Source organism: Massilia eburnea (genome assembly GCF_050709955.1).
Taxonomy (GTDB): domain Bacteria; phylum Pseudomonadota; class Gammaproteobacteria; order Burkholderiales; family Burkholderiaceae_D; genus Rugamonas; species Rugamonas eburnea_A.
In genome coordinates, this window is sequence record NZ_JBNZFX010000016.1 from 55,327 (window position 1) to 75,867 (window position 20,541).

20 protein-coding genes and 3 pseudogenes are annotated in these 20,541 nt (G+C 59.2%); 9 read left to right on the forward strand and 14 right to left on the reverse strand.

From position 1 onward, the window contains the following. Positions 1-14: 14 nt before the first annotated feature. The 7 genes from ACQ4MM_RS09740 to ACQ4MM_RS09770 form a co-directional block, all read right to left on the reverse strand. Positions 15-560 (reverse strand): hypothetical protein, encoded by a 546-nt coding sequence (locus ACQ4MM_RS09740; protein ID WP_431477183.1) that lies wholly within the window; start codon positions 558-560, stop codon positions 15-17. A gap of 94 nt (positions 561-654) precedes the next feature. Further along, on the reverse strand, positions 655-1,269 hold the full coding sequence (locus tag ACQ4MM_RS09745; RefSeq protein WP_431477184.1) for a hypothetical protein: 615 nt from the start codon (positions 1,267-1,269) through the stop codon (positions 655-657). Continuing rightward, positions 1,253-2,239: an MBL fold metallo-hydrolase gene (locus ACQ4MM_RS09750; protein ID WP_431477185.1), complete on the reverse strand. Its 987-nt coding sequence runs from the start codon at positions 2,237-2,239 to the stop codon at positions 1,253-1,255. Before ACQ4MM_RS09750 ends, ACQ4MM_RS09745 begins: the two co-directional genes overlap by 17 nt. Before the next feature lie 653 nt (positions 2,240-2,892). Beyond that, entirely contained in the window at positions 2,893-3,330 is a 438-nt protein-coding gene (locus tag ACQ4MM_RS09755; RefSeq protein WP_431477186.1) for a hypothetical protein, read from the reverse strand. 8 nt (positions 3,331-3,338) lie between these two features. Beyond that, positions 3,339-3,620 (reverse strand): hypothetical protein, encoded by a 282-nt coding sequence (locus ACQ4MM_RS09760; RefSeq protein ID WP_431477187.1) that lies wholly within the window; start codon positions 3,618-3,620, stop codon positions 3,339-3,341. 137 nt (positions 3,621-3,757) lie between these two features. Then, a complete protein-coding gene (locus ACQ4MM_RS09765; RefSeq protein WP_431477188.1) occupies positions 3,758-4,183 on the reverse strand; it encodes a GNAT family N-acetyltransferase in 426 nt (141 codons plus the stop codon). 28 nt (positions 4,184-4,211) lie between these two features. After that, complete coding sequence (locus tag ACQ4MM_RS09770) at positions 4,212-6,101, reverse strand: CocE/NonD family hydrolase (protein WP_431477189.1); 1,890 nt, start codon at positions 6,099-6,101, stop codon at positions 4,212-4,214. Between the two features lie 134 nt (positions 6,102-6,235). On the opposite strand from ACQ4MM_RS09770, the gene ACQ4MM_RS09775 reads away from it, so the two are divergent. The 4 genes from ACQ4MM_RS09775 to ACQ4MM_RS09790 all read left to right on the forward strand — a co-directional run bounded on the left by ACQ4MM_RS09775 (position 6,236) and on the right by ACQ4MM_RS09790 (position 9,235). Beyond that, on the forward strand, positions 6,236-6,649 hold the full coding sequence (locus ACQ4MM_RS09775; protein WP_431477190.1) for a YXWGXW repeat-containing protein: 414 nt from the start codon (positions 6,236-6,238) through the stop codon (positions 6,647-6,649). Between the two features lie 249 nt (positions 6,650-6,898). Next, complete coding sequence (trpS, locus tag ACQ4MM_RS09780) at positions 6,899-7,918, forward strand: tryptophan--tRNA ligase (RefSeq protein WP_431477191.1); 1,020 nt, start codon at positions 6,899-6,901, stop codon at positions 7,916-7,918. Beyond that, complete coding sequence (locus ACQ4MM_RS09785) at positions 7,918-8,175, forward strand: DUF1294 domain-containing protein (RefSeq protein ID WP_431477192.1); 258 nt, start codon at positions 7,918-7,920, stop codon at positions 8,173-8,175. Before trpS ends, ACQ4MM_RS09785 begins: the two co-directional genes overlap by 1 nt. Before the next feature lie 106 nt (positions 8,176-8,281). Next, on the forward strand, positions 8,282-9,235 hold the full coding sequence (locus ACQ4MM_RS09790) for a DMT family transporter (RefSeq protein WP_431477193.1): 954 nt from the start codon (positions 8,282-8,284) through the stop codon (positions 9,233-9,235). Here ACQ4MM_RS09790 and ACQ4MM_RS09795 read toward each other — a convergent pair. The 4 genes from ACQ4MM_RS09795 to ACQ4MM_RS09810 all read right to left on the reverse strand — a co-directional run bounded on the left by ACQ4MM_RS09795 (position 9,222) and on the right by ACQ4MM_RS09810 (position 13,505). Beyond that, the gene (locus ACQ4MM_RS09795; RefSeq protein WP_431477194.1) at positions 9,222-9,869 is read right to left on the reverse strand and encodes an FMN-binding negative transcriptional regulator; all 648 of its coding nucleotides are present in this window, start codon (positions 9,867-9,869) and stop codon (positions 9,222-9,224) included. The genes ACQ4MM_RS09790 and ACQ4MM_RS09795 overlap by 14 nt on opposite strands. A 50-nt stretch (positions 9,870-9,919) precedes the next feature. Then, entirely contained in the window at positions 9,920-10,534 is a 615-nt protein-coding gene (locus tag ACQ4MM_RS09800; protein ID WP_431477195.1) for an LON peptidase substrate-binding domain-containing protein, read from the reverse strand. Between the two features lie 347 nt (positions 10,535-10,881). Beyond that, positions 10,882-11,175: an H-NS family nucleoid-associated regulatory protein gene (locus ACQ4MM_RS09805; RefSeq protein WP_431477196.1), complete on the reverse strand. Its 294-nt coding sequence runs from the start codon at positions 11,173-11,175 to the stop codon at positions 10,882-10,884. A gap of 191 nt (positions 11,176-11,366) precedes the next feature. Further along, positions 11,367-13,505: a TonB-dependent receptor plug domain-containing protein gene (locus ACQ4MM_RS09810; RefSeq protein WP_431477197.1), complete on the reverse strand. Its 2,139-nt coding sequence runs from the start codon at positions 13,503-13,505 to the stop codon at positions 11,367-11,369. Between the two features lie 93 nt (positions 13,506-13,598). On the opposite strand from ACQ4MM_RS09810, the pseudogene asd reads away from it, so the two are divergent. Together asd and ACQ4MM_RS09820 are read left to right on the forward strand one after the other, a co-directional pair. Further along, positions 13,599-14,451, forward strand: a pseudogene (asd, locus tag ACQ4MM_RS09815) (archaetidylserine decarboxylase). A gap of 72 nt (positions 14,452-14,523) precedes the next feature. After that, positions 14,524-14,868 carry a hypothetical protein gene (locus ACQ4MM_RS09820; protein ID WP_431477198.1) on the forward strand — a complete coding sequence of 115 codons (345 nt, stop codon included), beginning with the start codon at positions 14,524-14,526 and terminating at the stop codon, positions 14,866-14,868. Positions 14,869-14,930: 62 nt separating this feature from the next. Here the strand turns inward: ACQ4MM_RS09820 and ACQ4MM_RS09825 are convergent. After that, positions 14,931-15,837: pseudogene (locus ACQ4MM_RS09825) on the reverse strand (LysR family transcriptional regulator). Positions 15,838-15,959: 122 nt separating this feature from the next. Between ACQ4MM_RS09825 and ACQ4MM_RS09830 the strand changes: the two are divergent. After that, positions 15,960-16,559: an FMN-dependent NADH-azoreductase gene (locus ACQ4MM_RS09830; RefSeq protein WP_431477199.1), complete on the forward strand. Its 600-nt coding sequence runs from the start codon at positions 15,960-15,962 to the stop codon at positions 16,557-16,559. A gap of 20 nt (positions 16,560-16,579) precedes the next feature. Next, a pseudogene (locus ACQ4MM_RS09835) lies at positions 16,580-17,451 on the forward strand (pirin family protein). Positions 17,452-17,525: 74 nt separating this feature from the next. Here the strand turns inward: ACQ4MM_RS09835 and ACQ4MM_RS09840 are convergent. Then, positions 17,526-18,578, reverse strand: coding sequence for a hypothetical protein (locus tag ACQ4MM_RS09840; RefSeq protein ID WP_431477200.1), 1,053 nt, complete (start codon positions 18,576-18,578; stop codon positions 17,526-17,528). A gap of 119 nt (positions 18,579-18,697) precedes the next feature. On the opposite strand from ACQ4MM_RS09840, the gene ACQ4MM_RS09845 reads away from it, so the two are divergent. After that, positions 18,698-19,165 carry a hypothetical protein gene (locus ACQ4MM_RS09845; RefSeq protein WP_431477201.1) on the forward strand — a complete coding sequence of 156 codons (468 nt, stop codon included), beginning with the start codon at positions 18,698-18,700 and terminating at the stop codon, positions 19,163-19,165. 174 nt (positions 19,166-19,339) lie between these two features. Here the strand turns inward: ACQ4MM_RS09845 and ACQ4MM_RS09850 are convergent, their stop codons facing one another. Beyond that, the gene (locus tag ACQ4MM_RS09850) at positions 19,340-20,494 is read right to left on the reverse strand and encodes an acyltransferase family protein (protein ID WP_431477202.1); all 1,155 of its coding nucleotides are present in this window, start codon (positions 20,492-20,494) and stop codon (positions 19,340-19,342) included. Between the last annotated feature and the right edge of the window lie 47 nt (positions 20,495-20,541).

Below are 20,541 nucleotides of genomic sequence, written 5' to 3' on the forward strand. Positions count from 1 at the left end.
GCGTTCTTGCCGTCCTATGGGACAAGTAATTCGCCGCACCAGATTCGCCCCAAAGGTTCGGTCGGCACCAGAATCCTCTCCAGGTAGTCTTGGAGCCTGAACTCAGAGCGGATCACGTTCCCGCTGTTCTCGTCGAAACGATGAACTACATCGCCGCCATCGGCGGTCGGCACAAAGAAGTACTGCGTCTGATTTTCACACGAGAGAAAGAACGGCTTACTTTCAACGAACTCGTTCATTTTCGTCTTGCTGATATCGTACTGCTCTTGAGCCTTCATCTCAGCGAAAGCGAGGTTCAATAAGTCTTCCCGTAAATGGTATTGTCCAAGAACCTGGAACCGCACGTCGGATGAGCAGTAGGGGAAAAAGAGCAGTTCCAGCCCAAATGCACCTTCGCCCAGTGCACACCCCGATGTCCGCCCGGCTTCCATTAGAAATAGCCGGAAATCTCCGGTGATCTCGACGTCATAGAGACGTGAAATCTGGGCCAGTTCCGTTTCGCCGTAGCCACGAGCAGGACTCGTACTGTGATGCCTTAGTGTTCCAAATAATTTGCGCATATCGAACCGGAAATCCTCGCTCGTTCAACTACCAGCCCCTCTTCGAGCAGACGCCCAGGCAGCCTAATAGGAAATGTTTCTGTCTTCAACGATGTCATTGTTTTTTCAATCCACCAACCCATCTATCCTCAATACCTAACGCAGGAAACTTGAGTGCATTGCGTCGAACCTCGATCTGTTCAATGATTTTCTTTTCGAACGCGGCAGCGTCTGAAAGAAGCGGGAGCAATTGGGCTGACTCCTCGTGTGCCGAGCCCAAGACGAACGCAGCATCATCAGCCCTCCCAGCCAATCCTAGCGAAACCCCGCGATGGAATCGATCGATCCACTCTTCCCCCGTATTCTTGGGCGTCATGGAGTGAATGGCCAGCGGGCTATGAAGTTTCGTCCGCAATAGGCCCACTTCCTCCGCTGCCCTTTGTGCAAGCCAATCCGCGTCCTTCGCAAACTGTTCCTCATCAACGAACTGTGCATGGCCCTCTTTTCTATATCCAAAGTCGAAAGAGATATCGCTCGTCGGGCGCCAGAGAAAATGCGCACCTACATTCAGGTATGCGCCTCTGCTCCATGAGCTAGGCTGGAATTCAACAATCGCGGCATACCAACCGCAATCCACCAGCCAGATTCTGGACCTGCCCTTCTGAACTCCACCAATTGGCACCAAATGGCGTACTGCAGCTTCTTTGATTATCTTATCGTGTGGTTTCATTTGGTTTGCCACAGTACTCAGCGCGCTTGGCAGGCACACGCAACACCTGATCGACATAGTATGCCAGCGCTGGCTCCGAATACTTCGGAGCCGGATGCATGGCGACGAAGCGCGCCCCCTTCTGCATCCAGGTCGCAACGCAGTTCGCTGTAGGCTGGCTGCTTTCGGCGCAGGCAGTAAATGCATCGAATGCGCTGCGGTAGCTGGAGAACATGGCGTGATCCATCGGCAGACCGTGACCCGGCACCAGGGTCTGGAAATCGAGCCCGTCAATCTCAGCCAGCGCCTGGCGCCAGCCTTCCGCACATCCCGTATCGAAGAACGGTAACGGCACCACGACAAGATCGCCAACGAACACAGTCTTGCTGACCGGATCATGAACCCAGACATCGCCTTCGGTGGCCGCGTGCTTTGCAAGATGCAGTTTCAAATTGCGTTCGCCTAGCCTAATTGACATCGTCCCCGTCACCGGATGATCGGGAATCAAATTAGCAGGATCATTGATCGCGTTCAGGTACAGCCGCGTATCAGCCTTGCGCGGTTCAGGCACGGACGGATCTTCCAGCCGGGCCTTTGCCTTTTCAACATTCCGGATCAAAAAGCCTTTCAAGGCGCCTTCTACGGCCGTGCTGGTGTACAGCTTAGCCCCCGGATATGCAGCTCGGATGCGCGCGTTGCCCGTCGCGTGATCGAGGTGCCAATGCGTGTTGATGATCGCCGTGATCGGCTTATTCCGCGCCTTTGCGACGGCAATGATTTTGTCGGTGTGTTCTGGATGGCGGCCGGTATCAATGACCAGCATCTCGTTCGGGCCTTCAAATACAATCGAATTTCCGTCCGGTTGCACATCTTCCGGAACTTTTCCTTCGATGAAGGTGTATGGCGGCTCGGCCGCGCTAACGGCGACATGCGCAAAGGCGGCAAGAAGGAGCAGCGAATGCTTCAATTGTTTTCCCCCGGTCGTCATCATGATTAGCACTCTAGCAGTAATTTATGGGCCGGCGAGAACATTCAAGCTGCTCTGGGCAGCCGCCGTAACCTTGCTCCATTCCTCGAGTTCCAAAGTGGCCTTCGTATTGGGGATTGATTGAGGCGTGGTATTGGCAAAGACTCCCATCGCATCATCAACGCTCAGAGCCGCAGGCTAGTCAATCCCGAGCGCTCTTCATTTCGCGCCGAGGATTATGCGGCCAGCACCAACCGTCTGCGCGCAAGACATGCGCCCGTCCGAGATCATCTTTGATCGACAGCCTGCATGCAAACGCCTCGGAATTTTCTCCAATTCTCGAGGAGGACGGCTCAGCGTCCTGACTCTCGAATTCGATGATGAATGCTGCCTCGGTAACCCAGGATTCAGGTATTCCTCGCTTTGTCATCACAGCATGGAGCATGGTTCTATAGCGGCCAATGAGCGCTTCGAAGTTTGGCTGCAGATGTCTGCGCGGTAACCGCTTGGCTGCAGGGGCCAAGGGATCACTCAAGATATCAATCGTCACCTTAAGTTCACCGACTTGTTTGGCGTAAAGGTAAAGCACACCTAGACCCCAATATCCATCAAGATCATTGTTCCGGCTTACAAACGAATGCAGCAAGCCACTGGCAATGCTTCCAAGTTCACTCCGTCTAGGCATCGAATTCTTCCGGATCGGCTCCCACACCGATTTCCTGCGCGTACTCACGAATTGCTCTGTCATTTTCAAGGACAAATGCCGCAATTTGTATCGCTCGATCTCGGGCTTCAAGATGATAAGTGTTCGCCTCGTGTGGCGTGATGGGGAGCGCCATGGGACTCCAATCAATCCAGATGCTGGAAGGTTCCACCAGCTCGAGCTTGTTGGCTCCTACGCTAATTGAGAGAGAACAATGGTCCCCAATCAGCGCACACGGCGCCAACACCACCAGTAGCTCGATTTCGCTCCGACGTTCAGAGAACCTGCGTGCTTTATAGAACGCGACGCCCTTCTCCCCTTCATACATGTCACCGCGTGCAAGCTCACCGACATCGCGTGTATCCACGAAATCGTCGATATACTCGCTCTCCTCACCTTCAATGCGAAGCATGATGAGACTTACGCGGAGTACAGCTTGTCAGCGACATTCTTCAGTTCATAACCAGGAATTAGCTGATTGGAAATCGTCAATATAGAAAACAGGTTCCTTTTCAGGCCCTCTTCCGATAGCTCACCTTCTTTTAATGCTGTTTGAAGCAGATGAAGCGCCATATCAGCAAGAAGAATCCTTTGTTTTTCGTCCCATCCCGGCTCACCTCTTTTCGATGGATTCTCTTGATACGATGATTCGGCCAGATCGTGGGCTGCCCTTTTCACCCGATGATTGTTCGGTAAAGCCAAAAATGCGGCCCGGCCCTCTGAAGATGTGTACTTGCATAGGTTGCTCCATTATTTGTGATTCGGTAGTTTGCTGTTTGAAGCATTTGAGCGAACCTCCTTTCTAGAGTCCATAACGTGTCATTCAGTTCAGCGCCCAATCATTGGGTGTATCCGTCCTCGGCCGCCTTCTGTGGGTCCGCAAATATCGCCATCGCAGTGTTCATGCGGCGAAATCCGAACTTTTCATAAAATGGCTCTCTCCCCGGAACGGCGTACAGGATTATCTTTCGGTGGCCTTTAGACAGGTCAACCAGTCTTTGTATAAGTTCCTTCCCAAGCCCCGAACCCTGATAACCCGGGTGAACCACAATGTCGCAAAGATAGGAGCAGTCAGCGCCGTCAGCGACCGCGCGTCCTGCAGCGACGATTTGTTCACCGTCGAAGGCAACACACTTGAACATGCTGTTCGAATAAGTGGTCTTCAGCCAATCGCCACTCTTGATCCCAAGAGGTGCGATGCGATAGAGCTCGGACATCTCGTCCCAGTCGAGCTTTTCGGTCGATTCAGTCCAGCGAATTTCCATGAAATCTCCTAGGAGGCCAATGCGAATTTCATTGCTTCCCTACCACCGGCAACTCAACCGAGCTGCCATGGAATACCCGTTGCGTCGCCTTCTTGTAATCACCCGGTGACGCGAGGAAGATATTCGGCACAAATGTTTGCGGATTACGGTCGTACAGCGGGAACCAGCTTGACTGCACCTGGATCATCACGCGATGCCCGGGCAGCACGACGTGGTTCACCGGCGGCAGCGCAAAATCGAACTGCACTGGCTTGTTCGATGGGATGGCCGAAGGCTTTTCGAAACTGTCGCGATAGCGCCCGCGCAAGATATCCATCGACAGCGGTAACTGGTAGCCTCCCAAATCCGTTTGTGACGGCACTTCGTCCGGATACACATCGATCACCTTCACCACCCAGTCGGCATCGCTGCCCGAGGTCGACGCCACCAGGTGCACTTGCGGCGCGCCGGACAATACCAGCGGCTCCTTCAGCGGATCCGACACATAGCTCAACACGTCAGTGCGGTCGCTGACGAAACGCTGGTCACGCACCAGCCAGGGCTTCCACACGTTTTCATCGCCCATGCGCACAGGACGCGGCACGAACGGTACCGGCTTGGCGGGATCGGCCACGTACTCGTCGAAGCCCTTGGCGTTACCCTGCTGCGACCACGAGAGCTTGAAGCCATCCTGCAGGTACACCGCTTTCGCTGCCGACGCGCAGCCAGTTGAACACGACACAGGCCACTGCGCCAGGTGCTGCCACTTGTTGCTGCCAGTCTGGTAGAACAGTACAGGTGGCGTGTCCGCAGGCTGAGCGCCGTCGACCAGGTGCTGCGTCAGGAAAGGCAGCATGACGTCGCGCCGGAATTCCAGCGCCGTGTCGCCGGTGAAATGCAGGGCGCCCAGTGCGGAGCCATCGTAATTGACGCCGCTATGGCGCCACGGCCCGACCGCCAGGAAATTCAGCTTATTGTCCTTGTCCTTTTTTTCCAGGGCGGCGTATGTCGCGTAGGTGCCGTAGATGTCCTCCTGGTCCCACTGTCCTACTACGTGCATGGTTGGCACGGAAAGTGGGCGTTTGGCCAGGATGCGGTCCAGCGCCTGCTCCTGCCAGAAGCTGTCGTATGCGGGATGTTCAAACAGCTTCTTGGTGAAATTGAGCTGGTCCAGTCCATACTTGCGCGCCAGGTCGCCCATCGAGCCGCCTCGCAGCACCACGTCGTAATCGTCGTACGCCCCTTTTGCCAGGGGCTCGCCGCGTCCCTTCACAGTATTCTGACTGGCGATGTAGTCCAGCGTGTTGACGCGGAAGGCGCCGTTGTGAAACCAGTCGTCGCCGCGCCAGCCATCCACCATCGCGCTCATTGGCACCGCGGCTTTCAGTGCCGGATGCGGCTCGGTCAGGGCCATCAGCACGGTGAAGCCTTCGTACGAAGAGCCGATCATGCCGACCTTGCCGTTCGTTTCCGGCACATTTTTCACCAGCCAGTCGATGGTGTCCCAGGCATCCGTGCCATTGTCGGTCTGGCTGGAATTGAGCGGGCCGCGCACCGGACGCGTCATCACGTACTCGCCTTCCGAGCCGTACTTGCCACGCACGTCCTGGAACACGCGGATGAAGTCGCGGCCGAACACCTCGTCCCCCTGCGGCAGCGAGGACTGCATATATGGACTCACATTGCGCCGCGCGCGGCCGGCCGCGTTATACGGAGTACGGGTAAGGATGATCGGCGCTTTGCTGGCGCCCTTCGGTATCACGATCACGGTATGGAGCTTTACCCCATCGCGCATAGGAATCATCACCACGCGTTTGATGTAATCCGCCTGCGCCTGTGGCGCCTCGAAACCGGGCATGATATCCGGCGCCATTGGCGAGGTTTGCGCGCCTGCTTGGGAAACCAGCAGCAGGGAAATCAGGGCGAGGCAGCTACGCATGGGAACTCCGATGGGGCATGAACTTTGCAATATTACTTGAAAACCAATGCCGATATGAAAGCTAGTGCGCGCACATACGGCCGTGGCAGCCTCAGCAAAAATAGCCCTTATTACCGTAATGGAAGGAGCCAATCATGAAAAAATTGCTCATTGCCACCCTTCTGGCAGGTTCCCTGGGCGGCGGCCTGGCCTTTGCACCCGTTGCCAGCGCCGATGTGGTCGTGGTGCGTGTTGCCCCACCGGCACCACGCGAAGAAGTGATCCCTGAAGCGCGCAGAGGCTATGTCTGGACCCCGGGCTATTGGCGCTGGAACGGCCATCGCCACGTCTGGGTCAACGGCAAATATGTGCGCGCCCGCCACGGCTACTACTGGCGCGAACCGGCTTGGGCCCAGACGGACAACGGCCGCTGGCGCATGGAGCGCGGCCGCTGGGAACGCGGCGACCGTGACCACGACGGCATCCCCAACCGCTATGACCGCGACCGCGACAACGATGGCGTGCCAAACCGGCAGGACGACCGTCCGAATAACCCGAACCGCTACTAGGCCAGGGGAGTTCTCTCAAGAAATGTCCACATTCGTTCCTGACCCCAAGGTGGACATCTTGACAGGGCCGCGCTGAACTGTAACCATTGCGGGATGAAATTTATCCAATCACATCTGCTTTCCCGCAATTGGTGGCGCCGCTGAGATAGCGCGGCCACTGAAAAGTGATGTGATTTTAATATCAACGCCGCCCCTGTCCAGGTGGCGTTTTTCTTGGCGCAATCGGTAGGGGCAAGCAGAAAGAACCCTATGAGCCAGCCAGCATCCAACGCCAAACCGATTATCCTGACCGGCGACCGTCCGACCGGCCCGCTGCACCTCGGCCACTTCGTGGGCAGCCTGCGCAACCGTGTCTCCTATCAGGACGACTACAAGCAGTTCATCATGCTGGCCGACTCGCAGGCGCTGACCGACAATATGGAAGACACCAACAAGGTGCACCGTAACGTGGTGGAGGTGGCGCTGGACTACATGGCTTGCGGCATCGATCCGGCCAAATCGACCATCCTGATCCAGTCGCAGATCCCTGAACTGGCCGAGCTGACCTTCTATTACCTGAATATGGTCACCGTCGCCCGCCTCGAGCGCAACCCGACCGTGAAGCAGGAAATCGTGCTGCGCGGCTTTGAGCGCGACATCCCGGCCGGCTTCCTGACCTACCCTGCTTCGCAGGCTGCCGATATTTCGGCTTTCAAGGCCACCATCGTTCCTGTCGGCGAAGACCAGATTCCGATGATCGAACAGACCAACGAGATCGTGCGCAAATTCAACCGCCTGGCCAATAAGGAGATCCTGGTCGAGTGCAAGGCCGTGGTGCCGGAAGTGGGCCGCCTGCCAGGCATCGACGGCAAGGCGAAAATGTCCAAGTCCCTTGGCAACGTGATCAACCTGGGCGCCAGTGCGGCCGAAATCACCGCTGCCGTGAAAATGGTCTACACCGATCCGCTGCACCTGAAAGTGTCCGACCCTGGCCACCTGGAAGGCAACGTCGCCTTCATCTACCTGGATGCCTTCGATACCGAAAAGGCCAGCCTGCAGGAGATGAAAGACCACTATGTGCGCGGCGGCCTGGGTGACTCCGTCGTCAAGAAGCGCCTGGAAGCCGTGTTGCAGGACATGCTTGCACCGATCCGCGCGCGTCGCGAAGAACTGGCCAAGGACAAGGGCTACATCATGCAGGTACTGAAGGAAGGCACCATGCGCGCCCGCGAAGTGGCTGCCCGCACTACCGACGAAGTCAAGGTCGCCCTGGGCCTGAACTACTTCTGATGCTGTTCGCCGCCGCGCTGTATGCAGTCGCCAGCGCGGTGTGCTTTATCGCCTATGCGCTCGACAAGTCGGCTGCCCGCCAGGGCCGACGCCGCACACCCGAGCGCACGCTGCTCCTGCTTGGGCTGGCCGGCGGCTGGCCCGGCGGCTTCGCGGCGCAGCAGCTGCTGCGCCACAAATCGTCCAAGACCTCTTTCCTCGTCAAGTTCTGGTTCACCGTAGTCCTGAACCTGGCGGCGCTCATCGCGCTAGGCTGAACGCTCCCGCGGCCCGAGCGCCGTGCTTCGGTCGATGTGGACCATGAATCAGCAAGATGTCGCAAGCTGTGCGAAACTGTCGCAGGTTTAAACGGGGATATATTGCATGTGGACTGGTGTCGTGTGCGGCCTGCTGGCGGGCGCTATGTGGGGCATGGTGTTCATCGTGCCGGAATTGCTGTCGGCCTTTACTCCGCTGGAGATGGCGGTCGGCCGCTATGTCGCCTATGGCGCGATTGCCTTCGTCCTGATGCTGCCACGCCTGCGCAATCTGGTCGGCCGTCTGGAGCGCGATGATTATTTCGCACTGGTACGGCATGCCCTGGCGGGCAACCTGATCTACTACATGTTCCTGGCGTTGGGCGTAAAGCTGGCCGGCGTGGCGCCCACTTCCCTGATCATCGGCGTGCTGCCGATCGCTGTCACACTGATGGGGCGGAATGACCACGGTGCGGTGCCGCTGCGCCAACTGGCCATGCCCTTGCTGGTAACGGCCGCCGGCATCCTTTGCATCAATATCGACGTGTTCCAGCATGCCGCTGCTGCCGGCGCGTCCATGCTCAACACCATGATCGGCGTGGCCTGTGCAACCGGCGCCTTGCTGTGCTGGAGCTGGTACACGCTGGATAACTCGCGCTACCTGAAACGCAATCCGCATTACAGCAGCGCTGAATGGTCGGCATTGTATGGCCTGTCGACCGGGCTGATTGCAATTGTTGTGGGCGGGATCGCGTTCGCGATCTTCCACGGCGACGTGACTGGCGCCGCCGGCGCGGCATCGGGGCGGGACTGGACGCTGTTCTGGATCTGCAATAGCCTGTTGGCTCTTGGCGCCTCGGTGATCGGCAATCATTTGTGGAATATCGCCAGCCGCCGCGTGCCGATTACCTTGTCCGGCCAGTTGATCCTGTTCGAGACCCTGTTCGCGCTGATGTACGGCTTTATCTACAAGCAGCAATTCCCGCGACCGCTGGAAGTCGCGGCCATCGTGCTGCTGATCGCCGGCGTGACGTGGTCGATGCACGTCCACGCCCAGGAAGAAGAACTCAGTCCGGCTTGACCTCGGCCTCGATGCGCTCCGCCACCAGCGCCGCCATCGGCTCGGCGCGGGCGCGAAGGCCAGCCACGACACCCTCCGCGTCCGCGGTGCTGCGATTCTGGCTCACCTTCCATTTGCCGGCGATGGACGCAATCGGAATCTCGATCCCGATGATCGCCTTCAGCAGGCCATCCACGAAATCGGCCGGCGCATCGGACACCGCCCAAGGCTCCGGCAAGCCATTCTCCTGCATCGCCGTCAGGTCGCCGAGCTGCCGGCGCAGCCACGCTGCGTCTTCAACGATACGCGCAGCACCACGCACCTGCACCATCGCATAATTCCAGGTCGGCACCACTTTGTGGGAAGCCGCCTTCGATGCATACCATGAGGGGCTGATATAAGCCTCCGGCCCCTGAAACACCACCAGGCATTCGACTCCGCCGGCAGCCAAGGTACGCCAGGCCGGATTGGCCCGCGCAATATGCGCCCGCAGCACGCCCAGTCCCGCGTCGCCCTCATCGGGATAAAGCGCAAACGGCACCAGGTCCGCAGAAGGCGCGGCGCCAGCAATGACCAGCATCCCGAGCGGGTACGCCCGGATCAATCCATGTTTGACCTCGAGCCGGTCTTCAGCGAAAGCAGTAGGAAGGTACATGCGCCCAGTGTAGCGCGGGGCGCGGGAACGCGCATAGAGCCAGCGATGGCCTAATTCAGGAGGCCATGTTCGACCATCACATCCTGCACCAGTTCCAGGCGCAAGACCGGATTCTCCTGCGCCAGCAAGAGCTGTTTTTGCGCCAGCGACAGGCGCAGCAACTCGCACCAGCGATTCGCCACCCAGCCCGCCTCCTGCAAGCGGTACGGCGCCTGCATCGGCATCTGCCCGGCGGGAATACCGCGCTCCTGCAAGGTCTGGATCAGTATGCCAAGGCTATCCGCCACATCCTGCTGGTCGGAAGGAACCGGCACCGTCATATCGTCCTCGATCGGCGATACGTCCGCCATCCACAAGCCATGTTTAAGCTGTTCGGCGGAGACGATGCGAAAACGCCGGCGCCCATTGCAGCGCACTTGCATCAGGCCTGGCAAGATGGCCTTCCATTCCCCGATATGCGCCATGGTGCCGACTGCGCACAAGGTTTCGTGCTGCTCCGGCTTGCGCACTTCATCGCCCTGCACCAGCGCGACCACGCCGAAATCTTCCTTATGTTCGATGCAACGCTTCACCATATCGAGGTAGCGCACCTCGAAGATCTGCAACGGCAGGTACCCATCCGGATACAGCACCGTATGCAACGGGAACAAGGGGATCGCGGACATACTTCATCATCGCACGTTTCGATAGGCAATGCCGCCTTTCATGACAAAGGCAACACGGTACAAGGCCGCTATATCGGCGGTGGCCGCTGCGGCCTGCATGGACGGTGTCGGCGGCCCGCCCCGTACATGCTTCTGGAAGTACTCGCTGGTCGCTTCCGGCGCTCGTTATACGGGTGCAGCAGCACATGCGAGTGCAGGTCCATCAGGCCGGGCAACAAGGTTTTGCCCGGTAATGCAATGCGCTCGGTGTCGGCGCCAGCAGCGGCCGCAACGCTAAGCGCGACATAATCTCGCCGTATAAAAAGAAAAGGGGCGGATATTAATCCGCCCCTCTCGCCGTGAACGGCTTATTTAATCAGGAAGTTTTCCTTCTTCTTGCCTTCCAGCCATTTCGGTGCACGACCACGGCCAGTCCATTGGGAACCGGATACCGGGTCCTGGTATTTCATCGGCACGCGGGCACGAGGCTTGACCGGCTTATTGCTCTTGGCGGCTGGGCCGAGGTCAGCCGGCGACAGGTCATATTCACGCATGATGGACCAGATCTGTTCTTTTGCCTTCTGCACTTCCGATTTGCGCGCATCAGCCGCCAGGTTTTGCAGTTCGGCAATTTTTGCCTGATATTCTTGGTAGGTGGTCATCTTTCTTTACCCTAAGTGTATGAAAAATCAAAGTGTGACAATGTGTGAGATTTCTTCCCTGCAATGTACCATAGTTGCGATGATTTTATCTACATAATTTAACCATATTAAAAAAAAAGCGCCACACATTTGACAGGCGGCGCTTTTTATTTCATTTCTATTAAATCGCGGTAAACCGAGACTATTTACTTTCAGAAGCGCGTCTCAAGCTGCAGGCGTATATTCCGCACGCCGAAACTGGTCTGCTCAGAGGCCAGCGAACCATTATCCGTATTGTAGATAGTCTTCGACCGGTAATCCTGTTTCAGCAAATTCCATGCGAAGAAACGTAACTGGGTCTTGCTATCGAGTTTCCACGCCACGTAGGCATCCAGCTGGCGTGATACTGTGGCCCAGCTATATCGATTTTCCTCCACCCGAACTTCGCCGTTGGTGCGCAGGTTAAAACTGCCGCCCATACTCCAGATGCCGTCCGGGGTTTTGTAATCGAGGCCGAAGATCGCCGTCAGCGGCACTTGCTGGTCCAGGGTATTGTGCGGTCCCGGCACGGAATCGACGCGCGACCAGTTTCGGCTTACGCTGGCACGCACATCGAGCGCCGGTGCCTTTTCCATCACGGCCTTCATGGGGAATTTCAATTCCACGTCCATGCTGCGCACATCGGCCCGCCCATTGTTGGTCATCGTCGCAACCCAGCGGCCTGTATCGTCAAGGAACACGCTGCGGCGCGTGAAATTGTTGATGCGGCGCGCTGCTGCGGCCACGCTGAACAGCGCGCCTTCCGCCCAGTAATGCTCGTACGAGGCGTCAATACCAGTCGCCAGTTCCGGCTTCAGTTGCGGATTGCCGATCCAGTCGGTCTCGATCTGGCTGTTGTTGGTGGCGGTGAAGCGGCGGCCGGAAAGCGTGGACGCCTGCGGCGCCTTGTAAGTACGCGTCAACGCGGCACGCAACTGGTCCTTGCCATTGGGGAGCTTGTACAGCGTCTGCGCCAGCGGGCTCCACACGCTGCTGCGGTTGCTGACCGGGTCGAAGCCAGCGCCGGAGCTTTGCGTATGGATGCCCTCCCAACGCAAGCCAGCGTAGACCGACCATGCCTTGCTGATGTTCCATTCGTCCTGTGCGTAGGCGGCCAGGCGGCGCAGTGTGGCGTGGTAGCCCTCGTCCTTGTCGTCGCGTGCACCGGTGGCACTGAACAGGTCGCGCTGGTTGCGCCAATCGTCGCGGTCGGTGTAGCCGGCATCCCAGCCGGCGGCCAGGGAGTGGTCGGTCCCGACCGGCGTCGAATATTTGCCGGTGCTGCTGACGCCCCACTCGCGCACGCCGCTGAATACATCGTGCTGCAGGTTGGGGGAATTCTCATGTGCGTCGGACTCGTACCACCGGCCGTTGCTGCGCATGCGGTGGCCGCCGATCTTGGCGTCCAGCTTGGCGCCTTCCCCAAACTTGTGCACCCAGTTCAAGTCCGAACGCCCGAACAGGCTCTTGTTCTCGTTCTTGATATGCACGGAGTCGAAGAACGGTGCAGCACCGATAGCGACGTCGTAGTTGCGATCGATCGCGCTCTTGAAGATATTGCGGTTGATGAAAGACTGCGAGGTCAGCGTGTCGCCGTTCTCCAGGCTCCAATTCAAGCGCGGTGACAGTTCCAGGCCGCGCGCGTGGCCGCGGTCATGCGTCAGCATGCGGCGATCCATTTGCGGCTTGCCGGTCAGGTCGATCAATTCTTCGGCGCTGATGCTATTGCGGTCGAATTCGTAGCGGCCGCCGCCCAGGTTGACCGAGTAGGAGAAATTGCCGTCCTTATCCGACAGGACCAGGTTCCCATTCGGATTGGTGGCCTCCTTGCTGTGGCTGACGCCGAATTTCAGCTCGCGCTGCGCCGTCTTGACCGCCTTCTTCAACACGATATTGATGGTGCCCGCGATCGACTGGGTACTGAACTCCGCGCTGGCCGCGCGGATCACCTCGATGCGCTCGATACTGTCCGGCGCCAGCGTCTCGATATTAAAGCCCGGCGGCACCCGTTCGCCATTCAGCAGGATCTGGGTATAGCCGCTGCCAAGCCCGCGCATGCGGATATCGCGGCCGCCGGCGCCGACCGACACGCCTGGCACGCGCTTCAGCGCGTCGCCGATCGAGGTGTCGCCGTAGCGCTTCAGCTCATCGCTACTGACGATGATCTTGCTGGCGGTATCGTCTTTACGAGGGTTATAGGTTTCGGCCGCGCCCTTGATTTCGACCTTCTGGACGGGTTCCTGTTTCTGCTCCTCGGCCATGGCCTGGGTGGCGGCGAGGATGGCGGCTGCTGCGAGTGTCAGGCGAATCATTGTTGCAAAAAATATAAATAATTCTTGGCCGCAACTGTACCCTATGGTGCAGACGGTAGCAAGGATATAATTCGGGATCTTCAAATCTTTGGAATGCCGACCGTGTCCCGACTTGCCGTATTGCCGCAATACCTGCTCCCGAAAGGCGCCCTGACCAACTTCGCTGGCCGCGTGGCAGGCGCCAAAGCGGGCGACATGACGACCCGCCTGATCCGCTGGTTCGTGACCAAGTACGACGTCAACATGGACGAGGCGGCCAACTCGGACATCGCCAGCTATCACAGCTTCAACGAATTCTTCACCCGCGCGCTGAAGCCGGGCGCCCGCCCGCTGGCCAAGGCCGACTTCGTGTGCCCGGTCGATGGCCGTATTTCGCAGTTCGGCGCGATTGAAGGCGACCAGATTTTCCAAGCCAAAGGCCACAAGTTCAGCACCACTGCCCTGGTCGGCGGCGATGCTACGCTCGCCAAACATTTCGAACACGGCAGCTTCGCCAACCTCTACCTCAGCCCACGCGATTACCACCGCATCCACATGCCGTGCAATGCCGTGCTGAAGCGCATGATCTACGTGCCGGGCGAGCTGTTCTCCGTCAACCCGACGACCGCGCGCGGCGTGCCGGGCCTGTTCGCGCGCAATGAGCGCGTGGTGTGCGAGTTCGACACCGCCTTCGGCCCGTTCGTGATGGTGCTGGTGGGTGCCACCATCGTCGGCAGCATGGCCACCACCTGGCATGGCGTCGTTAACCCCGCCGCGCCTGCCAAAGGTCACCGAGTGGACTTACAAGAAGAACGAGTACGTGTTCAAGAAAGGCGAAGAGATGGGCCGCTTCCTGCTCGGCTCCACCGTCGTCATGCTGTTCCCGAAAGACACACTGCACTTCAACGATCAATGGCAACCTGCCGGCCCGGTCCGCCTGGGCGAGCTGATGGCCAACCTCAAGTAATTCTTACGGCGCTTGACGTGCCGCAAATATACGAAGCCTCCCTTTGGTCTAAACTGGCCAGACGGGGGCGAGATGACAACCAGCGATAAAGAATACTTTGAAGCGCGCTTCAACGGCCTCGACAAAAAGGTCGACAGCGCCGTGGGTGAGACCCGAGCGGCGCTGGAAGCAAAAATCGACTCTCGCTTTAACGAATTGCGCGCCGAGCTGCACAAAACGACGGCCGACACGGTGAAATGGTGTGCTGGCATTGTCGCCACGGCACTCTTGCTTTACACGACTTTGGTCGCCTTCCTGATGAACAATGCCATGCCGCGTGCTACCCAAACAACTGCTGCGCCGGCACCAACGGTCATCGTTGTCCCGCAAGCTTCTTCTGACCAACAATTTCCCGGGCATCCCCCAACCGGGCGCTAACCGTCGGACTCGAACGAGCTTTCCGGACAATCTCATACAACGCTTGGCCGGTGGGAAGGCAGTTATGAAGCGTCCCTGACGTTTGACTCAAGCATATCTAGGAAGACGCGCGTCTTGGCAGGCATCAGGCGGCGGCCGGGAAAAACCGCCCATCCGGTGACCTGAGGGGAAACACCAATCCGGCAGCACGCGCACCAGTTCACCGCGTGCCACCAGCGGCGCAGCAAACTGCGTCGTACAGGTGGCGATGCCCATGCCGGTAGCTGCCATACGTGTCAGCAGCTCCGGTGAATTCGCCATCAACCGTACCGGCAAATCGCGCTCCCAAGTCGACTTCCCGCGTGTCAGCGTCCAGCGCACCAGTCCATTCGGCATGGGGCCGCAGGCTTAACAGCTCGTGCTTGAACAGATCATCCGGATGCTCGGGCAAGCCGTGCACCACGGTGTATGACGTTGCCGCGTACAGGCCCCAGGTTGAAATCAGCACCTTGCGCGCCGCCAGCGTGGCGTCGTCTGGCAACGCGCCCATGCGGATCGCAATATCGAAGTTCTCGGCTACCAGGTCGACCCGGCGCGGCGACAGGTCCAGTTCCAGCTTGATGGCCGGGTATTTGGCCATGAAAGCAGGCAGGATCGCCGCTAGGTAGACATTGGCAAAATCGGCCGGCATCGACACCCCGCAGCAAGCCGCTTGGCGCTTGCTGGCGGTGCTGGGCCAACGCACCGGCCGCTTCGGTCTCCTCCGCCACCCGGCGCGCATGGTCCAGCAGACTGGCGCCCAACTCGGTCAGCACCAGCTTGCGCGTGGTGCGCGTCAACAGCCGCTCGCCCAGCCGCGCCTCTAGCTGGGTCAGGCGGCGGGAAACCGTGGATTTTGGGCAGTTGCAGCCGCTCGGATGCCTGGCTCAGGCTGCCGTATTCGACGATTCGGGCAAATAACAGCAAGTCGCTGGGGTCAATTTCAGTCATTTGAGGTTCCACGTTCCATTATTGGAACAATGTAATCCATTTTAATGGCTTCTGGAGCAAATATGGAACCGCTATAGTGACTCCATCGCAGCACTTAACCGAATACTGAAAGGAAGCACACCATGAACATCCTGCAAATCAACTCCAGCGCAAAAAGCTCCGGTTCCGAATCCAGCCGCGTCGCGACCAATATCGTGAACAAGCTGCTGGCGGTCAACCCAGGCGCCACCGTCGAGGTGCGCGACCTGGCTGCCAACCCGCACCCGGTGCTGGACGAATCGACCCTGCAGGCCCTGTTCACCCCGGCCGACCAGCGCAGCGCTGAACAAGCTGCCCGCGTGGCCCTGGATGACGCCCTGATCGCCCAAGTGCAGGCTGCCGACGTGATCGTGCTCGGCGCGCCGATGTACAACTTCGGCATCACGGTGCAGCTGAAGTCCTGGTTCGACGCAATTGCGCGCGCCGGCGTCACCTTCAAGTACACCGAAAACGGTCCGCTCGGCCTGCTGCAAGGTAAGAAAGTCTATGTCGCCACCTCGCGCGGCGGCATGCACAAAGATGCGCCAACTGATACCCAGTTCCCGCACCTGAAGATGTTCCTGGCGTTCATCGGCCTGACCGACGTGGAATACGTGTTCATCGAAGGCCAGGGCTATGGTCCGGAAGTGGCCGCGCAGCAGAAAGCTGCTGCCGATGCACGCGTTGAAGAACTGCTGGCTTAACCAACAAAGGAAAGACGAAAATGGACAACATCGCACAAACCCGCACAGTGGAACGGATTATCCGCGGCCAGGCCGTCATGGATGGCGCTGGCGTGAAGATCAACCGCGTGTTGACCCAGCCATTGCAGCGTCGCCTCGACCCGTTTCCTGATGCTGGACAATTTCGGTTCGGAGCAAGCCAACGACTACATCGCCGGCTTCCCCGACCACCCGCACCGCGGCTTTGAAACGGTCACCTATATGCTGACCGGCCGCATGCGCCACCGCGACAGCGCCGGCAACGAAGGCTTGCTATCCAGCGGTGGCGTGCAGTGGATGACGGCCGGTCGCGGCGTGATCCACTCCGAAATGCCGGAACAGGCGGAAGGCTTGATGGAAGGCTTCCAGCTGTGGCTTAACCTGCCTGCCAGGGACAAGATGCAGCAGCCCTGGTACAAGGATTTCGAAGCAGCTGAAATCCCGGTAGTGAAGACCGAAAGCGGGACGACTGTGCGCGTCATCGCCGGTGAAAGCCAAGGTGTGGCGGGTGCCGTGCAACGCGAAGTGACGGAACCGCTGTATATCGACGTGGAACTGGCGGCTGGCGAAGGCTTCAGCCAGGCCATCCGCGAAGGCCATAACGCCTTCATCTACACCTATCGCGGTGAGGTGACGGTGGATGGCAAGGCAGTTCCTGCGCAAAGCATGGCAATCCTGGCCAATAACGCTGGCGCTGATGGCGTGACCATCAAGGCCGGCCCTGACAGCCGCTTCATCCTGTTGTCGGGCAAGCCGCTGAATGAGCCGATCGTGCAGTACGGTCCATTCGTGATGAACTCGCAGGGACGAGATCTTCCAGGCTGTCGAGGATTTCCGCGCCGGTCGCCTCGGCGAAGAAGCACACGCTATGTAAGCGCAGGCGGCACACAGGCCGTCATCGGTAACGTCATCGCTCGCCGTGGGTATCGCGGCGGGCGATGACTGCCCTCAGTCCGGATGCGTGCAGCCAGCAGGTGCGTGCCCGTATCGCATAGTAGCCGGCGCCGCCAAAACAGAACAGGCTACCCAGCAGGTACAGCGGCAACCGTCTTGACAGCTTCCACCGAATACTCGATCCATCCGAATAGTGGAGCAAGCGCGCCCCACAGCAATAATGAAGCCATTGCCAGCAACGACGCACAGCGCATGGCCTGGGCCACAAAGCCGCCGCCAACCGCACGATAGGGTCGAGATCCAGCACGTGCCCGCCCTGCCCCGGCACTGCGTTGCTGCAAGGCGCCCACCGTGTGGAACGTGCTGGCAAGCGTCGCCCGCCAGTTGGATGGCATGGCTTGTTTGCCCGGCAAGGCCAGGTAGACATACTTTTCGTCGGCCCAGGCATGGTAGCCAGGCGGTTGCCATGTCACCTGCCGACCAGCAATCGACGCGGGTATGGGTGGCAAGAAAGAAAGTGGTCGTTGCTTGGGAGTGGTCATTCGCCATCAGACCGAACTGGTCGTGGCTTATTTCAATGATCATGTAAGGGGCACCATCCTGCTCGCCCTCGATCGCCCACAACGCTTCGCAATCATCCAGGTCCAGCCTGCTCCACAATGGGTCCGGGAAGGACGCCAGGAACCCGGGGCCGATTTCAACGTCGCGTGGTTGCGCTTCGCCTTCGAAGTCATCACGCTCTTGCGCAATGGCCTGATCTTTGCGCGCAGTCGACCACGCAAGAAAGAAGGCGACGGCGACCACCGTCAGCCCTATCAGCCCGGGCACGCCCACAAAGCCAAGGAACAAGCCGGCCAGCACCACAGAGGCAGTGTACCTGATCGCCTCTTCGATCCGCTTATAGATCATGCAAAGAATCGCGGTGGCGGGAAGCATCACCGCAAAGAACATGATCGGCCCCAGGAACATGAGCACAAACCATTTCTCGCCTTGCTGCCCCGGTCCACGAAGCCATTCCATGGCGGGCCACAGGCCGTAAAGCGAAGCGATGGCGGTGGCGGCCCCTGTCCATAAAGGACCAAGCGGGTCAAGCTGGCTGTTCTTCATTTTCTCTTCACATTGCCAGTGCAATCACATGCTGGCATTCAGGGGCGACCGAGCAGTATACCAGCAGCATGCGTGAGGCCCGCGCACGTCGCCTGGACAGTGGCGGTACAATGTCCGCCATGAGCACCGTCATCCTTGATTGGTTGAAGAGGCTGAGCCATGCGCTCGGCTTCGACACCGCCGACTCCTTCCCGCCCGGCCACCAGTACGCACGTACCCGGTGGGCGGGTGCGTATTTCGACATCCCCTCCGATACCAAGGCGGACGACATCGAGCGCCGTATCTGCGAGGCCATCGCCAATACACCTTTGGTGTTCGCACATATCGAGAATCCCACCCCGCGCATGCAGCGCGTGGTGATCGACGTGATCGAACGGCGGCTGCGCCAGAATCACGAGCGCGAGGCGGCGCAACTGGCTGCCTTGCTGATTCGTGCCTTCGCCAGTCCGCATACCATTGAAGCCTCGCCTGGCCTGCGCCGCACCATCGAAGCGACCGAAGGCTACGAGGCGCCGGCTCGCGTCCGTACCCTGTTTGCCTTCCTGACTGACGCCGAGAAGGACAACGTCATCGAAATGCGCAGCTAGTCTTTAGGTGTGTAGCTCAGGTCGGCGCGGTAGCGCAGCAGCTCCATCCGGACGCCGCGTACCAGCGCCCTCGCCCCAGGCAGGGGCTGGCAGATACTGGCTGTATCGAGCCTCGGCTGGATCACCACCATGCGCGCGCAGGGCCCGGCTGCGGGTTATGCGAATGCTTGCGCGCTAAGGAGTAGCAGGGACGCTGCCAACAGTTGCTTCATTCGATCTCCGTTTGAAGTTGTTCGGAATGAAGCGCTCGCGGAGGCTCATGAACGGCGCTTCGACCGCAAAATATAGCAGCCATCCGGCGAAAATGCTGGCCGCGATCATGATGGCGATCGAGTCCAGGTCGACCGCCTCCCAATGGTCGGCCAGCAGGATGCACAGCTGCTTGTGCGTCAGGTAGATCGAATACGACCAGACGGCAAGCGCGCCCATGCCGGGGATGCGGGTGCGGTGCAGCAGCGAGCCTTCGCTGAGGGCTGCCAGCAGCAGGGTCGCAAAGGCAAGGCCCAGCAAGGGGTAGCCAAAGACCGACATGCCCCAGCTGAAGTGGTGTTCAAGGAACAGCCAAAAGGCCAGCGCCGTCAACGCTGCACCGGCAGCCAGCGTCCAGTTTCCATGCCTTACCAGGCGCTGCCACAGGTTCGGGTGGAAGTTGCGCAGCATCGCCAGCGCGACGCCGGCCAGCAGCTCGTCAAAGCGCGACAGCGTGGAATAGTAGATCAAGGTGTAGTAGCTGCGGCTACCGCGCTCGCCCAGGTCCATGGCCGGCTGCCACCAGCCATCGCGCAGCCACATGCCTGCCGCGATCGCCGATACCAGCGCCGCCCAGCCCAGCGCCAGCGTCAGGCCGCGCGAACCGCCCACCCGCATGACCGCCGCGACCGCCAGCGCGATTGGCGGCAACAGGAGGTAAAACTGCTCCTCCACGCACAACGACCAGGCGTGCGAAAACAATGTCCCCGGCTTCAGGTTGATATTCAGCGTGAAGGTGAGGTACTTCCACCACGGCGCATGTGGCGAATTGCCCGCCCAATACGGCCAATACGCATACAGCGCCAGCACCACCAGGTAAGCCGGCAAGGTGCGCAGCAGACGCCGTGCGTAAAAGTTCGGCAGCGACAGCCCTGGCCCACGCAAGGCGGAAAACACCTGGTTGCCGATCAGGTAACCGGAAAGCGCAAAGAACAAGTCCACGCCGGCCCAGCCGATTTCGCTGAACCAGCCGAAGGTCGGCTCGTGGCTGACAAAGGACATGTAATGGTTGGCAAACACCAGCATGATGGCCAGCGCGCGCAAAGTATCCAGGCCGTGGATGCGGGAAGATCGATTCATGCGCGCATTTTACTGCGATAGAATACTGGCCACTTATTCGCCACAAG

Coding starts and splice junctions, on each gene's coding strand:
- ACQ4MM_RS09830 (WP_431477199.1), top strand. CDS start 15,960: ATGAACATCCTGCAAATCAACTCCAGCGCAAAAAGCTCCGGTTCCGAA.
- ACQ4MM_RS09750 (WP_431477185.1), bottom strand. CDS start 2,239: ATGATGACGACCGGGGGAAAACAATTGAAGCATTCGCTGCTCCTTCTT.
- ACQ4MM_RS09795 (WP_431477194.1), bottom strand. CDS start 9,869: ATGTACCTTCCTACTGCTTTCGCTGAAGACCGGCTCGAGGTCAAACAT.
- ACQ4MM_RS09800 (WP_431477195.1), bottom strand. CDS start 10,534: ATGTCCGCGATCCCCTTGTTCCCGTTGCATACGGTGCTGTATCCGGAT.
- ACQ4MM_RS09770 (WP_431477189.1), bottom strand. CDS start 6,101: ATGCGTAGCTGCCTCGCCCTGATTTCCCTGCTGCTGGTTTCCCAAGCA.
- ACQ4MM_RS09790 (WP_431477193.1), top strand. CDS start 8,282: ATGTGGACTGGTGTCGTGTGCGGCCTGCTGGCGGGCGCTATGTGGGGC.
- ACQ4MM_RS09740 (WP_431477183.1), bottom strand. CDS start 560: ATGCGCAAATTATTTGGAACACTAAGGCATCACAGTACGAGTCCTGCT.
- ACQ4MM_RS09820 (WP_431477198.1), top strand. CDS start 14,524: ATGACAACCAGCGATAAAGAATACTTTGAAGCGCGCTTCAACGGCCTC.
- ACQ4MM_RS09775 (WP_431477190.1), top strand. CDS start 6,236: ATGAAAAAATTGCTCATTGCCACCCTTCTGGCAGGTTCCCTGGGCGGC.
- ACQ4MM_RS09745 (WP_431477184.1), bottom strand. CDS start 1,269: ATGAAACCACACGATAAGATAATCAAAGAAGCTGCAGTACGCCATTTG.
- ACQ4MM_RS09765 (WP_431477188.1), bottom strand. CDS start 4,183: ATGGAAATTCGCTGGACTGAATCGACCGAAAAGCTCGACTGGGACGAG.
- trpS (WP_431477191.1), top strand. CDS start 6,899: ATGAGCCAGCCAGCATCCAACGCCAAACCGATTATCCTGACCGGCGAC.
- ACQ4MM_RS09845 (WP_431477201.1), top strand. CDS start 18,698: ATGAGCACCGTCATCCTTGATTGGTTGAAGAGGCTGAGCCATGCGCTC.
- ACQ4MM_RS09785 (WP_431477192.1), top strand. CDS start 7,918: ATGCTGTTCGCCGCCGCGCTGTATGCAGTCGCCAGCGCGGTGTGCTTT.
- ACQ4MM_RS09840 (WP_431477200.1), bottom strand. CDS start 18,578: ATGAAGAACAGCCAGCTTGACCCGCTTGGTCCTTTATGGACAGGGGCC.
- ACQ4MM_RS09805 (WP_431477196.1), bottom strand. CDS start 11,175: ATGACCACCTACCAAGAATATCAGGCAAAAATTGCCGAACTGCAAAAC.
- ACQ4MM_RS09755 (WP_431477186.1), bottom strand. CDS start 3,330: ATGCTTCGCATTGAAGGTGAGGAGAGCGAGTATATCGACGATTTCGTG.
- ACQ4MM_RS09810 (WP_431477197.1), bottom strand. CDS start 13,505: ATGATTCGCCTGACACTCGCAGCAGCCGCCATCCTCGCCGCCACCCAG.
- ACQ4MM_RS09850 (WP_431477202.1), bottom strand. CDS start 20,494: ATGAATCGATCTTCCCGCATCCACGGCCTGGATACTTTGCGCGCGCTG.